The 12,752-nt window shown below is 62.6% G+C and carries 13 protein-coding genes and 1 pseudogene; 3 read left to right on the plus strand and 11 right to left on the minus strand.

Annotated elements, in window-relative coordinates:
- Positions 1-3: 3 nt before the first annotated feature.
- From gloA to rsxA, 8 genes are all read right to left on the minus strand, one after another.
- Positions 4-411, minus strand: a complete 408-nt coding sequence (gloA, locus tag AB5Y53_RS18810; RefSeq protein ID WP_010674310.1) for a lactoylglutathione lyase — start codon at positions 409-411, stop codon at positions 4-6.
- A 77-nt stretch (positions 412-488) separates the two neighbouring features.
- Complete coding sequence (gene nth, locus AB5Y53_RS18815) at positions 489-1,130, minus strand: endonuclease III (RefSeq protein WP_005302279.1); 642 nt, start codon at positions 1,128-1,130, stop codon at positions 489-491.
- Between the two features lie 14 nt (positions 1,131-1,144).
- Positions 1,145-1,903: an electron transport complex subunit E gene (locus AB5Y53_RS18820; protein ID WP_368182860.1), complete on the minus strand. Its 759-nt coding sequence runs from the start codon at positions 1,901-1,903 to the stop codon at positions 1,145-1,147.
- A gap of 16 nt (positions 1,904-1,919) precedes the next feature.
- On the minus strand, positions 1,920-2,552 hold the full coding sequence (gene rsxG / locus AB5Y53_RS18825; RefSeq protein ID WP_201972213.1) for an electron transport complex subunit RsxG: 633 nt from the start codon (positions 2,550-2,552) through the stop codon (positions 1,920-1,922).
- 43 nt (positions 2,553-2,595) lie between these two features.
- Entirely contained in the window at positions 2,596-3,648 is a 1,053-nt protein-coding gene (gene rsxD, locus AB5Y53_RS18830; protein ID WP_319901125.1) for an electron transport complex subunit RsxD, read from the minus strand.
- A gap of 3 nt (positions 3,649-3,651) precedes the next feature.
- Positions 3,652-6,444 carry an electron transport complex subunit RsxC gene (rsxC, locus tag AB5Y53_RS18835; protein ID WP_368182863.1) on the minus strand — a complete coding sequence of 931 codons (2,793 nt, stop codon included), beginning with the start codon at positions 6,442-6,444 and terminating at the stop codon, positions 3,652-3,654.
- Between the two features lie 14 nt (positions 6,445-6,458).
- Positions 6,459-7,025: an electron transport complex subunit RsxB gene (rsxB, locus tag AB5Y53_RS18840; protein WP_039038676.1), complete on the minus strand. Its 567-nt coding sequence runs from the start codon at positions 7,023-7,025 to the stop codon at positions 6,459-6,461.
- A 4-nt stretch (positions 7,026-7,029) separates the two neighbouring features.
- Positions 7,030-7,611 (minus strand): electron transport complex subunit RsxA, encoded by a 582-nt coding sequence (rsxA, locus tag AB5Y53_RS18845; protein WP_039038677.1) that lies wholly within the window; start codon positions 7,609-7,611, stop codon positions 7,030-7,032.
- Between the two features lie 111 nt (positions 7,612-7,722).
- On the opposite strand from rsxA, the gene AB5Y53_RS18850 reads away from it, so the two are divergent.
- Entirely contained in the window at positions 7,723-8,619 is an 897-nt protein-coding gene (locus AB5Y53_RS18850; RefSeq protein ID WP_069784649.1) for a DMT family transporter, read from the plus strand.
- Between the two features lie 61 nt (positions 8,620-8,680).
- Positions 8,681-8,878, plus strand: a complete 198-nt coding sequence (locus AB5Y53_RS18855; protein WP_039038678.1) for a hypothetical protein — start codon at positions 8,681-8,683, stop codon at positions 8,876-8,878.
- A 72-nt stretch (positions 8,879-8,950) separates the two neighbouring features.
- Here the strand turns inward: AB5Y53_RS18855 and AB5Y53_RS18860 are convergent, their stop codons facing one another.
- From AB5Y53_RS18860 to AB5Y53_RS18870, 3 genes and pseudogenes are all read right to left on the minus strand, one after another.
- Positions 8,951-9,382 carry a methyl-accepting chemotaxis protein gene (locus tag AB5Y53_RS18860; RefSeq protein ID WP_256094419.1) on the minus strand — a complete coding sequence of 144 codons (432 nt, stop codon included), beginning with the start codon at positions 9,380-9,382 and terminating at the stop codon, positions 8,951-8,953.
- A gap of 108 nt (positions 9,383-9,490) precedes the next feature.
- Positions 9,491-10,249 (minus strand): annotated as a pseudogene (locus AB5Y53_RS18865) (PAS domain-containing protein); the annotation flags it as partial.
- 468 nt (positions 10,250-10,717) lie between these two features.
- The gene (locus tag AB5Y53_RS18870) at positions 10,718-11,143 is read right to left on the minus strand and encodes a DUF4124 domain-containing protein (protein ID WP_039038680.1); all 426 of its coding nucleotides are present in this window, start codon (positions 11,141-11,143) and stop codon (positions 10,718-10,720) included.
- A gap of 270 nt (positions 11,144-11,413) precedes the next feature.
- Between AB5Y53_RS18870 and fabV the strand changes: the two genes are divergently transcribed.
- Complete coding sequence (gene fabV, locus AB5Y53_RS18875; RefSeq protein WP_041212832.1) at positions 11,414-12,607, plus strand: enoyl-ACP reductase FabV; 1,194 nt, start codon at positions 11,414-11,416, stop codon at positions 12,605-12,607.
- Positions 12,608-12,752 lie beyond the last annotated feature (145 nt).

Genomic DNA, 12,752 nt, shown 5'->3' on the forward strand with positions numbered 1-12,752 from the left:
GGCTCAGGCGCCCAGGCCGGTACCGGCGTCTTTCTTGGCAATCAGCTCAATCTTGTAGCCGTCCGGGTCTTCCACGAAGGCGATGACTGTGGTGCCGCCCTTCACCGGGCCCGGTTCGCGGGTGATCTTGGCGCCGGCGGCGCGCAGCGCCTCGCAGGTGGCATAGATGTCGTCCGCTTCCAGGGCGATGTGACCATAGGCGGAACCGAGCTCGTACTCGCTCACGCCCCAGTTGTAGGTGAGCTCGATGACGGCTTCATCCTTCTCGTCGCCGTAGCCGACGAAGGCCAGGGTGTACTTGTATTCGCTGTTCTCGCTCTTGCGCAGCAGTGTCATGCCCAGCACTCGGGTGTAGAAGTCGATGGAACGTTGCAGATCGCCGACGCGCAACATGGTATGCAGAATTCTCATTGCTCAATTCTCCGGGTTGGTGGATTGGTACTGCCTTGAATCCATGGCCCGAAACCGGATCCGCAGAGGCCTGCAGATCAACTCTCGGGATAGACCTTCTCTTTGTATTCGCACAAATCTTCGATGATGCAGGAGCCGCAGCGGGGCTTGCGGGCGAGACAGGTGTAACGCCCGTGCAGGATGAGCCAGTGGTGCACGTCCAGCTTGAACTCGGCGGGGACCACCTTGAGCAGCTTCTCCTCCACCTGATCGACGTTCTTGCCCACGGCAAAGCCGGTGCGGTTGGAGACCCGGAAGATATGGGTGTCGACGGCGATGGTGGGCCAGCCGAAGGCGGTGTTGAGCACCACGTTGGCCGTCTTGCGGCCGACGCCGGGCAGGGCCTCGAGGGCCTCGCGATTCTCCGGCACCTCGCCACCGTGGCGCTCCAGCAAAATGGCGCAGGTCTTGATGACGTTCTCGGCCTTGGTGTTGAAGAGGCCAATGGTCTTGATGTACTCCTTGACCCCGTCCACCCCCAGATCCAGCATGGCCTGGGGGGTGTTGGCCACCGGATAGAGCTTGTCGGTGGCCTTGTTGACGCTGACATCGGTGGCCTGGGCCGAGAGCAGCACGGCGATGAGCAGCTCGAAGGGCGTGGTGAAGTTGAGCTCTGTGGTGGGATGGGGGTTGTCATCGCGCAACCGCTCCAGGATCAGCCTGCGTTTCTGGTTGTTCATGGATCTCTCTTGTCTCAGAGCTGGGTCGTGCGGGCGCCCGCCGCCGGCACGGTGCAGTGGGCCTTCTCGGCACTCTGCTTGCGGCCCATCCAGTCGTTGATGGCGTTTTTGCCGGCGATCATCAAACCGAGGCCGATGAAGCCGCCGGGGGGCAGGATCGCCAGCAGCAGGCTGGCGTCGGCGTGGAACAGCTCGACGCGCAATGACTTGGCCCAGTCACCCAGCAGCAGCTCGGCACCGTCAAACAGGGTGCCCATGCCGATGATCTCGCGAAGGCCCCCCAGTACCAGCAGCACCAGGGTAAAGCCCAGCCCCATCATGAAGCCGTCGAGGGCGGCAAGCAGGGGCGGATTCTTGGAGGCATAGGCTTCGGCGCGGCCGATGATGACGCAGTTGGTGACGATGAGGGCGATGAAGATGCCGAGCGCCTGATAGAGGCCGTAGGTGTAGGCGTTCATCAACAGCTGCACGCTGGTCACCAGGGCCGCGATAATCATCACGTAGACCGGGATGCGGATATCCTTGGGCACCCAGTTGCGCACCTGGGAGACGGCGAGGTTGGAGCAGACCAGTACCACCATGGTGGCAAGGCCGAGCCCCAACGCATTGGTAAAGGTGGAGGAGACCGCCAGGGTGGGGCAGAGCCCCAGCACCTGCACCAGGGAGGGGTTGTTCTTCCACAGTCCCTGCAGCATCAGCTCCTTGAGCTCTTCGCGGCGGCCACTTTCCCCGGTGGGTTGGCTGGCCGTGTCAATCACGTCGACTTGTTCCATAGCGTGTGCTCCGGCGTTAGGGGTTGGTATGGCAGGAGGGGGCATCGTGCAGCAGTTCGGGGTGCTCCTGTTGCAGCCTCAGCAAATTTTTAACCGCCTTGACCACGGCCCGCGGGGTGATGGTGGCTCCGGTGAAGGCGTCGAATTCGCCGCCATCCTTCTTCACCGCCCAGGTGGCGTCGTTGTCGGCCGTGAGGGACTTGCCGGTGAAGCTTTCGATCCAGCTGGATTTCTTCAGCTCGATCTTGTCACCAAGCCCCGGGGTTTCCTTGTGGGCCAGCACCCTGACCGCGCTGACGGCCCCCTTTGCATCGGTGCCGACCACCATGCGAATGGCTCCACTGTAACCATCGGGGGCCACGGTTTCCAGCGCGTAGCCGGTATGCACCCCTTTGAGGGTGGCGGTATAGAGGGGCATGGGCTCATCGCTGCCCAGGTATTCCCGGCTGCTGACCAGCTTGCAACTGGCCACCAGATCGTTGTCATAACTCCCCTCGGGCAGCAGGGCCTGCAGGGTGCGCAGCTTCTCCAGCTCTTGCTGGTGGGCGATGCGATCCCGGGTCAGTTCGTTGGTCAGCACCACCATGGCGGTGCAGCCGAGGGCAAAGAGGGCCAGGGTCAGGCCATTCTTGCGCATGCTTTTCAACATGGGAGGCTCCCTGTCTCGCGTCTGCGGCAATTCAGATGGGGGTTCATTTGCGACGGGCTCCATAGACCTTGGGGCGGGTCAGACTGTCAATCAGGGGAACGCACAGGTTGGCCAGCAACACGGCGAAGGCGAAGGCATCCGGATAGCCGCCAAAACGGCGGATGACATAGACCAGCACGCCGATGAGCACACCGTAGACGAGGCGCCCCTTTGCGGTGGTGCTGGCACTCACCGGATCGGTGGCGATGAAGAAGGCCCCGAGCATGGTGGCACCGCTGAACAGGTGCAGCATGGGGGTGGCGGTGGCATCCGGGGTTGCCAGATAGCCCAGGGTGGCAGCGAGCAGCAATGCGCCCAGCACGGCAGTCGGAATGCGCCAGTTGATCACTTTCTGCTGGAGCAGGAAGAGGCCTCCCAGCAGGTAGCCGAGGTTGACCCAGCTCCAGCCGATGCCACCCCAGCCCTCGAAGACCTTGTGGGTCATCACTTCGGTGGCGGTCAGCCCCTGGGTCAGCCCGGTCTTTAAGGTATCCAGCGGCGTGGCCATGGTCAGGCCATCCACCCCCTGCTTGAGCTGCAGCATGCTGTAGCCGTCGAGGCTGAAGCCGGTGAAGATCACCGAGGCCGCATCGGCGAAGCCGATGTCGTAGGCGGCGATGCTGGAGGGGGGCAGCCAGCTGGTCATCTGGACCGGGAAGGAGACCAGCAGCAGCACATAGGCCACCATGGCAGGATTGAACAGGTTCTGACCGAGCCCGCCATAGAGATGCTTGGCGATGATGATGGCGAACGCCGTGCCCAGCACCAGCATCCACCAGGGCAGCAGGGGGGGCAGGGAGAGACCGATGAGCACGGCGGTGAGCGCCGCGCTGCCATCCAGCAGGGCCGGTTTGACGGGGCGGCTGCGCAGGCGAAGGACCAGGGCCTCCGAACCCAGGGCCGTGACCAGCGCCAGCAGGATCTGGATCAGGGTCCCCCAGCCGAAGAACCAGGTCTGCGCCAGGAAGCCGGGCAGGCAGGCCAGGATCACCAGCACCATCAGGGTCTGGGTCTGTTTGCGGTTGTGGGCAAAAGGCGCACTCGCGATATTGAACATGGATCAGTGGCTCTTGTCGGTCGAAGGGGAGGAGGCAGCCTCGGCCGCCAGCTTCTTGGCTTTGGCCCGGGCGATGGCGGCGGCGATGGCCGCCTTCTTGGGGTCCACCTCGGCGGCGGGCTCGGATGCGGCGGCCAGGGCTTCAACGGCGTTATCGGTTGTGTTCACGGATGTCTTATCCGCGTCCACCGGCGTGTCCCCTTGCGCCTGGGCGGCTTTCTTGGCCTTGGCCCGGGCGACGGCGATGGCCGCCTTCTTGGGATCCACCTCGGCGGCGGGCTCGGATGCGGCGGCCGGGGCCTCAACGGCGTTATCGCTTGTGTTCACGGATGTCTCACCCGCGACCACTGGCCCATCCCCTTGCGCCTGGGCGGCCTTCTTGGCCTTGGCCCGGGCGATGGCAGCGGCAATGGCCGCCTTCTTGGGGTCCACTTCGGCGGCGGGGCCGGATGCGGCGGCAGGGGCCTCGACGGTGGCGGTATCGCTTGTGTTTGCGGAGATGCCACCTGCGTCCAGTGGTGCGTCACCTTGCGCCTGGGCGGCTTTCTTGGCCTTGGCCCGGGCGATGGCAGCGGCAATGGCCGCCTTCTTGGGGTCCACCTCGGCGGCGGGTCCGGATGCGGCGGCAGGGGCCTCAACGGTATTATCGCTTGTGTTCGCGGAGGTGTTACTCGCGTCCACCGGTGCGTCACCTTGCGCCTGAGCAGCCTTCTTGGCCTTGGCCCGGGCGATGGCGGCGGCAATGGCCGCCTTCTTGGGATCCACCTCGGCGGCGGGCTCGGATGCGGCGGCCGGGGCCTCAACGGCGTTATCGGTTGTGTTCACGGATGTCTCACCCGCGACCACCGGCCCATCACCTTGCGCCTGAGCAGCCTTCTTGGCCTTGGCCCGGGCGATGGCGGCGGCAATGGCCGCCTTCTTGGGGTCCACCTCGGCGGCGGGCTCGGATGCGGCGGCCGGGGCCTCAACGGCGTTATCGGTTGTGTTCACGGATGTCTCACCTGCGACCACCGGCCCGTCACCTTGCGCCTGGGCGGCTTTCTTGGCCTTGGCCCGTGCCAGGGCGGCGGCGATGGCTGCCTTCTTGGGATCCAGCTCTGCCTTGGGATGTTGCTCCCCTGGTGCCGGGGTGTCAGCCAGCCCATTGCCCTCGCCATTGGCGGCCTTGGCGGCACGACGGGCGATGGCCTCCTGCTTGCGCGCCTCACGGGCGGCAATCATGGCCTCGTTGTCCGGTGCGGGTGTGCTCACGCCCACCTGGGCCGTCTCCTGTTTGGCCTTGATGCGGGCCAGGGCGGCGGCGACCGGATCTTCGCCCCCGGCCGTCGTCATGGCCTGGCGACGCTGGGCTGCGGCTTCGGCGTGGCGGGCTTCGCGAGCCGCCTTCTCACGCTCGAAGCGAGCCTGCTTGGCCTCGAAGCGCTGCTTGGCACGTTCGGCCTTCTCGGCCTCGGCACGGGCCTCGCGGATGTCATCCTTGGCGATCTTGTAGTACTGCACCAGGGGGATTTCGCTCGGGCAGACCCAGGCACAGGCGCCGCACTCGATACAGTCAAAGAGGTTGAGCTTCTCGGCCTTGTCGTACTCCTTGACCCGGCTGTACCAGTAAAGCTCCTGGGGCAGCAGGGTGGCGGGGCAGGCATCGGCGCAGGCACTGCAACGGATGCAGGCCTGTTCCGGGCCGGGGGGCGGCAGCTCGGCACGGGTGGGGGAGAGCAGGCAGTTGGTGGCCTTGACCACGGGGACCATGGCGTGGGGCAGGGTGAAGCCCATCATGGGGCCCCCCATGATGACCCGCTGATCCGCCTCCGGTTGCAGCTCGAAACGCTGGAGCAGCCAGCGTACCGGCGTGCCCAGACGCACCCAGGCATTGCCGGGTTTCTTGAAGGCGTCGCCGGTGAGGGTGACGATGCGCTCGATGAGCGGCTCCCCATCGATGATGGCGCGCTTGATGGCAAAGACGGTGGCGACGTTGAGCACCATGATGCCCATGTCGACCGCCCGGCCTCCCTTGGGCACCTGGCGTCCGGTGAGCAGCTCTATGGTCTGTTTGGCGCCGCCGGAGGGGTACTTGGTCGGTACCGACTTGACCAGCACGTCGGCGTCGCTGGCATGGCGGGTCAGGGCCTCGATGGCCGCCGGTTTGTTGTCTTCCACCCCGATCAGGGTGAGCTTGGGCTTGAGCAGGTGCTTGAGTACCCGGATGCCGTCCATGATCTCGTCGGCGTACTCCTGCATCAACCTGTCATCCGTGGTGATGTAGGGTTCGCACTCCAGCCCGTTGATGATGAGAATTTCGGTGAGCTGGCCACGGCCGTCGAGCTTGCTGTGGGTCGGGAAGACGGCGCCGCCGAGCCCGGCGATGCCGGCCTGCTGGATGCGCTCGAGCAACGCCCCCCGCTCCAGGTTCCAGTAGTCAGGCTGGGGTGTGCGCTCGCCCCAGGCATCGTCTCCGTCCGGGGTGAGGAGGATGCAGAGATCGTCAAGACCGGAGGGGTGCGCCACCGTGTGCTGTTCGATGGCGGTGATGGTGCCCGAGGTGGAAGCGTGCACCGGCACGATGCGCCCCTTGTCAAAACGGGTGAGGGGTTGCCCCTTCTTGACCTTGTCCCCCACCCGCACCAGCAGTTCGCCGGCCGGACCCGCGTGCTGGCGCACCGGAATGATGAGCTGGGGGGGAAGGCCCGCGTCAACGACGGGGGTCAGGCTGGACTGGTGCTTGTTCTCGGGGGGATGGATGCCGCCGTGAAAATCCCACAGAGTGCCGGCTTTGATGCGTTCGAGCAGATGCTGCATGGTTACTCCGCTGTTTATTCCACTATCTTGACCGGAATGACGACCTTGGCCAGATCCCATTTCCAGTTGTCGACCGTGGTCGGCACCGGGATCATTTCGATACAGTCGGTCGGGCAGGGGTCGACGCAGAGGTCGCACCCGGTGCACTCGGCCGCGATGACGGTGTGCATCGCCTTGGTGGCACCCAGGATGGCGTCGACCGGACAGGCCTGGATGCACTTGGTGCAACCGATGCACATGTCTTCGTGAATGAAGGCCACCTTCTTGACGGGGATTGCCGCGTCTTCACCGCCGTCCAGAGACTGGGGCTCGACCCCCATCAGGTCGGCAATCTTGCGCATGGTGGCGTCGCCACCGGGCACGCACTTGTTGATCTTGTCGCCATTGGCCAGGGCTTCGGCGTAAGGTTTGCAGCCCGGGTAACCGCACTGGCCGCACTGGGTCTGGGGCAACAGGGCATCGAGCTGATCGACGATGGGGTCGGCCTGCACATGAAACTTGACGGCGGCAAAGCCGAGAATAATGCCGAAGGCCAGGGCAAGCAGGGCCAGCACCAGAATGGCAAAGAGTATGTGAATCATAGCGTTATATCTTGATGAGGCCGGTAAAGCCCATGAAGGCCAGCGACATCAGGCCAGCGGTGACCATGGCGATGGAGACGCCACGAAACGGTGCCGGCACGTCGGCGGCCACCAGCCGCTCACGCATGGCGGCAAACAGGATCAGCACCAGGGAGAAGCCGACGGCGGCCCCGAAGCCGTAGATGATGCTCTGGATGAAGTTGTGGCGCTCGTTGATGCTGAGCAGCGCCACGCCGAGCACGGCACAGTTGGTGGTGATGAGCGGCAGGAAGATGCCGAGCAGGCGATAGAGGGTCGGGCTGCTCTTGCGGATCACCATCTCGGTGAACTGGACCACCACGGCGATCACCAGAATGAAGCCCAGGGTGCGCAGGTAGGCGATCTCCAGCGGGATCAGGATGTAGTGCTCCATCAGATAGGAGCAGGCGCTGGCCAGCGTCATGACGAAGGTGGTGGCCAGACCCATGCCGATGGCGGTTTCCAGCTTGCCGGAGACACCCATGAAGGGGCAAAGGCCGAGGAACTTCACCAGCACGAAGTTGTTGATCAGCACGGTGCCGACCAGTAAAAGCAGGTACTCAGTCATTGAAGATGGGTTATCCGGTATGAAGGCGGCCGTATTATCTGATGTTAGGTGCCTTTAGACAACCGCAAGGCCGTATGGTTATTATTCGAATGCCCAATTCATGGAGGCATTGTGCGCCCTTTACCCGTCTTGACGCTGACCCTGGCCATGCTGCTCTGGTCCAGCTCCTTCATCGCCCTCAAACATGTGCTGGAAATCTGGTCCTTCGGTCAGGTGCTCTTCATGCGGATGGGGGTGGCGTCCTGTTGCTGGCTGCTCTGCTACCGCCAGCTTGGCCGCGTCACTTACCAGAAGGGGGATTGGCGCTGGTTGGCCCTGATGGGGGCGCTTGAGCCCTGCCTCTACTTCCTTCTGGAAGTCAACGCCCTGCGTTACACCAGTGCTGGCCAGGCTGGCATGGTCTGTGCCCTGCTTCCCCTGATGGTGGCCCTGGTGGCCTTCGTACTGCTTGGAGAGCGGGTGAGTCGCCGCCAACTGCTGGGCTTTGCCATCGCCATCGTTGGCATCGCCCTGCTGGGGTTGGGGGAGGGCGCCGACGAGTTCGCTCCCAACGCCCTGCTCGGCAATAGCCTGGAGATGGGCGCCATGCTCTGCGCCGCCACCTATTCTGTGGTATTCAAGAAGCTCTCCAGCCGCTACGGCGTGATGACACTGACGGCGTTGCAGGCCTTCGTCGGCATGCTCTTCTTCGCGCCCTTTGCCTTCAGTGCGCCCTGGCCCGCGAGCTGGGCCTGGCAGGACATGGGGGTCATCCTCTTCCTCGGTGCCTTCGTGACCCTGGGTGCCTACCTGCTCTACAACTGGTCGGTGACCCAGGTGAAGGTGACCCTGGCGGCGGCCTATGTGAACCTCATACCGGTCTTTACCCTGCTGCTCGCCTATCTGCTGCTGGGAGAGACGCTCACGGCCCTGCAATGGGTGGCCTGCGCCGCCGTGCTGGTCGGCATCGGGGTGGGCCAGCTGCCGTCCGGCAGGAAGCGTGCGCAGGCAGTCGCCACCGGGGGATGAGTCGCCGCCATTGGGCTACAGTCTGGGCAGGGAAACACGCTGTCGAAGAAGGAGCCGACCGATGAGCGACATGCACTTGCTGGCCGCTGCCAAAAGCCTGTTGAGCCATCCCCCCTTTACCCTGGCCGATGCCAGAGCCCTGGAGGCGCTGGAAGAGGAGGCTGTGGGGGAGGAGGGGCTCTGCATCGCCGCGCTATGGGACATCGCCCTCGCGCTGGCGGACGAGGAAGCCAGACACTATCTCCTGGGGGATGGCTGAGCGGGTTTCGGGTGGGCGGACAGCAATGACAACGGGGGGCCTGGGCCCCCCGTTGTCATTGGCAGCTGTTGCTCAGATGGAGAGGCTCTTGACGGTGTCCGACACCGAGTTGGCGTCCTCGATGATCTCCTTGATGACATCGGCGATGATGGTGGCCTGCTCCTGACCTGCCACCGCCTTGTCGGAGACGACGGAGACGGTCTGGGTGATCTGGGAGGTGATCTCCGAGTTGTGCTTGATGACGGTGACGATCTCGCTGGTGGAGCTGGAAGTGCGCGCCGCCAGTTGCCTCACCTCGTCGGCCACGACCGCGAATCCCCGTCCCTGTTCCCCGGCGCGGGCCGCCTCGATGGCGGCGTTGAGGGCCAGCAGGTTGGTCTGATCCGCGATACCGCTGATGGTGGAGATGATGGATTCGATGCTCCTGGATTGCTGGTTGAGCTGCTCTATCTGCTTGCTGACCGCATTGACCGAGGTGTTGATGTGAGAGGAGGTGTCGAGCACCCTGTCGATGACCTCCCGTCCCCTGGCGGCGCTCGCGACGGTTTCGCTGGCGATGGCACACGCCTTCTGGGCCGCTTCCCGGGTGGAGATGGATTTCTCAACCCGCTCGGTGATGTCGCTCGCCAGCTTGATGATTTTGACCACCTTGCCCTCGTGGTTGAAGATGGGGTTGTAGGTGGCCTCCAGCCAGATCTTCTCCCCCCGGTGACCCAGGCGCATGAAAAGCCCTGATTTGATGTCACCCGAGCCGAGATCCTGCCAGAAATGGGGGTTGTTCTGGTAGAACTCGCTGTCACAGAAGAGGCGATGATGCTTGCCGACCACCTCTTCCAGCCGATAGCCAAAGCAGTTGAGGAAATTCTGGTTAGCGGTGATGACGGTGCCATCGGGTTGGAAATCGATGACCGCCAGGGACTTGTCCAGCGCTGCCAGCAGGGCCTGGGTGCGCTCCAGAGTGGATTGCTGCTGGGTCACGTCGGAGGCGACCTTGGCGATCCGCACCACCTTGCCGTCGATCACGATGGGGAAATAGGTCGCCTCCAGCCACACGGCCTTGCCGGATTTCGACTGGCGAATGAAGCGGCCGCTGCGGGAGACGCCGTGGCGCAGATCCTGCCACAAGGTCTCGTAATCCCGGGTATTGACGTCGTCGGGGAAGCAGAGGGTGCTGTGATGCTTGCCAATCACCTCGTCACGCTCAAATCCCACGATCTTGAGAAACAGTTCGTTGGCGAAGGTGACCACTCCCGCCGGGGTGAACTGGACGAAGGGGACCTGCAACTGGATAGCCTGTTCAAATGCTCCCAGCTCCACCACCCTTGCCGCTTGCTCACTGGCTTCCTTGCTTACTTTTTGATTCCAGAACATGACAGCGCTCCTCCATGAGACCCTTGAATGGGATAACGACCAAATCTGAGTAAATTAACAATAGCATTGCGTCCTGATGAGTCGTCATCGAACTCAAATTAACTTTTTATTTTTCAATGTTGATAAATGGCTTCTTAATTGTGGGGTCTCGTACAAGGGTTATTTATCTCCTGGGCCGCCCTGGCCCCAGGGAATATTGGCATGAAGGCGCCTCTTTTGGCACTGACTATTCTATATATCGCCTTCATATGAATCCAGTGGCGCGCCATGTGGCCTGCATGGGGATTTAATGAGTCTTATATGGGCACAGTGAAATAGGTGGAGGCGGGGATCTGGAAATAGCCGCTATCTGACTCTCTGGTGTGAGAAATAAACGGCCAACGGTGTGAGTTTTTGGATATGCGGCATGTGTGAACCCGTGACGACATTGCCGCTTTGGTATATTTCCTGTCCCGAAACAGGGAGTGTTTATTTTGCCTGCAAGGTGGAGAGTTTCTGGTTCAGGGACTCAATCTCTTTCTGATATCGGGTAGTGACCGACTGCATCTCTGCCGAGACATTGCGGGATCTTGCCTTGTTCTCCGTGATCTGGGTCATCTCGTTGTTCATCTTCTGCTTTTTGGCCTCGATCTCGGTGCGCAGCGCCTCGGCCTGGCGTTGTTTCTGGCCGTTCGCCAGGCTCTGCTCTATCTCCCGGGTCTGGTTGGCCGCCTGCTCCACTGCCTCGGGGGAGGGGGTATAGACATTGAGTGCCATGGGTTTGGCGTCGCTGCTGCAGGGGATGTCGCTGAAGGTGATCTGCCCATCGCGGGCGCATTGATAGACAGCCGCCTGGACAACGGGGACGGTGGCAAGCCCCAGGCAGGCGAGAGAGATGACCAGCATGCGTGACATAGACTCCTCCTTGAATCCTCTTCCTTGCACACTAGTACATGGCGCAAGGTCAGACAACGGCCTCGTTCCGGGTGTGACATTCCGGTCCTCACGTTGCATCTCTCTGGTCCATGGCGGGGAGATCTCCTGCACAATGGGTGTGCCATGGCGGCATAAAGCGACGGATCCCTGCCTGTTTCCCCGCAGTTCAACACATCAGAGCACCATAACGGGCCGCAATGAGGTATCTTATGCCCCGATTTCATCCATCAAACGGATAAGAGACAACACATGATCATCAAACCCAAGGTTCGCGGCTTTATCTGCACCACCACCCACCCGGTTGGTTGTGAAGCCAATGTTCGTCGCCAGATCGCTTACACCCAAGCCAAGGGCGCCATCGAGAATGGCCCCAAAAAGGTGCTGGTGATCGGCGCTTCCACCGGCTATGGTCTGGCCTCTCGCATTGCCGCAGCCTTCGGCAGCGGAGCTGCCACCATCGGTGTCTTCTTCGAAAAGCCGAGCTCCGAGACCAAGACGGGCTCCGCCGGCTGGTACAACTCCGCCGCCTTCGACAAGGCCGCCAAAGAGGCCGGCCTCTACGCCAAGAGCATCAATGGCGATGCCTTCTCCCACGAGTGCCGTGCCAAGGTGATCGAGCTCATCAAGCAGGATCTGGGTCAAATCGATCTGGTGGTCTACTCCCTGGCTTCTCCGGTGCGCAAGCTGCCGGACACCGGCGAAGTGGTGCGCTCCGCCCTCAAACCCATCGGCGAGGTCTACACCTCCACCGCCATCGACACCAACAAGGATCAGATCATCACCGCCACCGTCGAGCCGGCGAATGAAGAAGAGATCCAGAGCACCATCACCGTCATGGGCGGCCAGGACTGGGAGCTGTGGATGGCGGCTCTGCGCGATGCGGGTGTGCTGGCTGACGGCGCCAAGTCCGTGGCCTACTCCTACATCGGTACCGACCTGACCTGGCCCATCTACTGGCATGGTACCCTGGGGCGCGCCAAGGAAGATCTGGACCGCGCTGCCACCGCCATCCGTGGCGATCTGGCCGCCAAGGGGGGGACCGCCCACGTGGCCGTGCTCAAATCCGTGGTGACCCAGGCCTCCTCTGCCATTCCCGTGATGCCGCTCTACATCTCCATGGCCTTCAAGATCATGAAGGAGAAGGGCATCCACGAGGGTTGCATGGAGCAGGTGGACCGCATGATGCGTACCCGCCTGTACGGCGCCGACATGGCGCTGGACGAGCAGGCCCGCATCCGCATGGATGACTGGGAACTGCGTGAAGACGTGCAGCAGACCTGCCGTGATCTCTGGCCCTCCATCACCACCGAGAACCTCAGTGAACTGACCGACTACACCGGCTACAAGCAGGAGTTCCTGCGCCTGTTCGGTTTCGGTCTGGACGAGGTGGACTACGATGCGGACGTGAATCCGGACGTGCAATTCGACGTGGTCGAGCTGTAAGTCGGTCGTCAGCACAGACAGGGCCCTGCGGGGCCCTGTTTTTTTGCAGCAGACTCAACCTGTTGCCTCAGGTTTATTATCCGCGATCACCTTTTTCCCCGAACAAACCCGCTAGGCTTGCGCTGTCCGGATCACAGACGGCACC

Source organism: Aeromonas sp. R7-5, from assembly GCF_040908015.1.
GTDB classification, from domain to species: Bacteria; Pseudomonadota; Gammaproteobacteria; order Enterobacterales; family Aeromonadaceae; genus Aeromonas; species Aeromonas caviae.

Bases quoted from the DNA above. Each gene is read 5' to 3' on its own strand.
- rsxC (WP_368182863.1), bottom strand. From the start codon at position 6,444: ATGCAGCATCTGCTCGAACGCATCAAAGCCGGCACTCTGTGGGATTTT.
- nth (WP_005302279.1), bottom strand. From the start codon at position 1,130: ATGAACAACCAGAAACGCAGGCTGATCCTGGAGCGGTTGCGCGATGAC.
- AB5Y53_RS18820 (WP_368182860.1), bottom strand. From the start codon at position 1,903: ATGGAACAAGTCGACGTGATTGACACGGCCAGCCAACCCACCGGGGAA.
- rsxA (WP_039038677.1), bottom strand. From the start codon at position 7,611: ATGACTGAGTACCTGCTTTTACTGGTCGGCACCGTGCTGATCAACAAC.
- rsxB (WP_039038676.1), bottom strand. From the start codon at position 7,025: ATGATTCACATACTCTTTGCCATTCTGGTGCTGGCCCTGCTTGCCCTG.
- rsxG (WP_201972213.1), bottom strand. From the start codon at position 2,552: ATGTTGAAAAGCATGCGCAAGAATGGCCTGACCCTGGCCCTCTTTGCC.
- AB5Y53_RS18855 (WP_039038678.1), top strand. From the start codon at position 8,681: ATGAGCGACATGCACTTGCTGGCCGCTGCCAAAAGCCTGTTGAGCCAT.
- fabV (WP_041212832.1), top strand. From the start codon at position 11,414: ATGATCATCAAACCCAAGGTTCGCGGCTTTATCTGCACCACCACCCAC.
- AB5Y53_RS18870 (WP_039038680.1), bottom strand. From the start codon at position 11,143: ATGTCACGCATGCTGGTCATCTCTCTCGCCTGCCTGGGGCTTGCCACC.
- gloA (WP_010674310.1), bottom strand. From the start codon at position 411: ATGAGAATTCTGCATACCATGTTGCGCGTCGGCGATCTGCAACGTTCC.
- rsxD (WP_319901125.1), bottom strand. From the start codon at position 3,648: ATGTTCAATATCGCGAGTGCGCCTTTTGCCCACAACCGCAAACAGACC.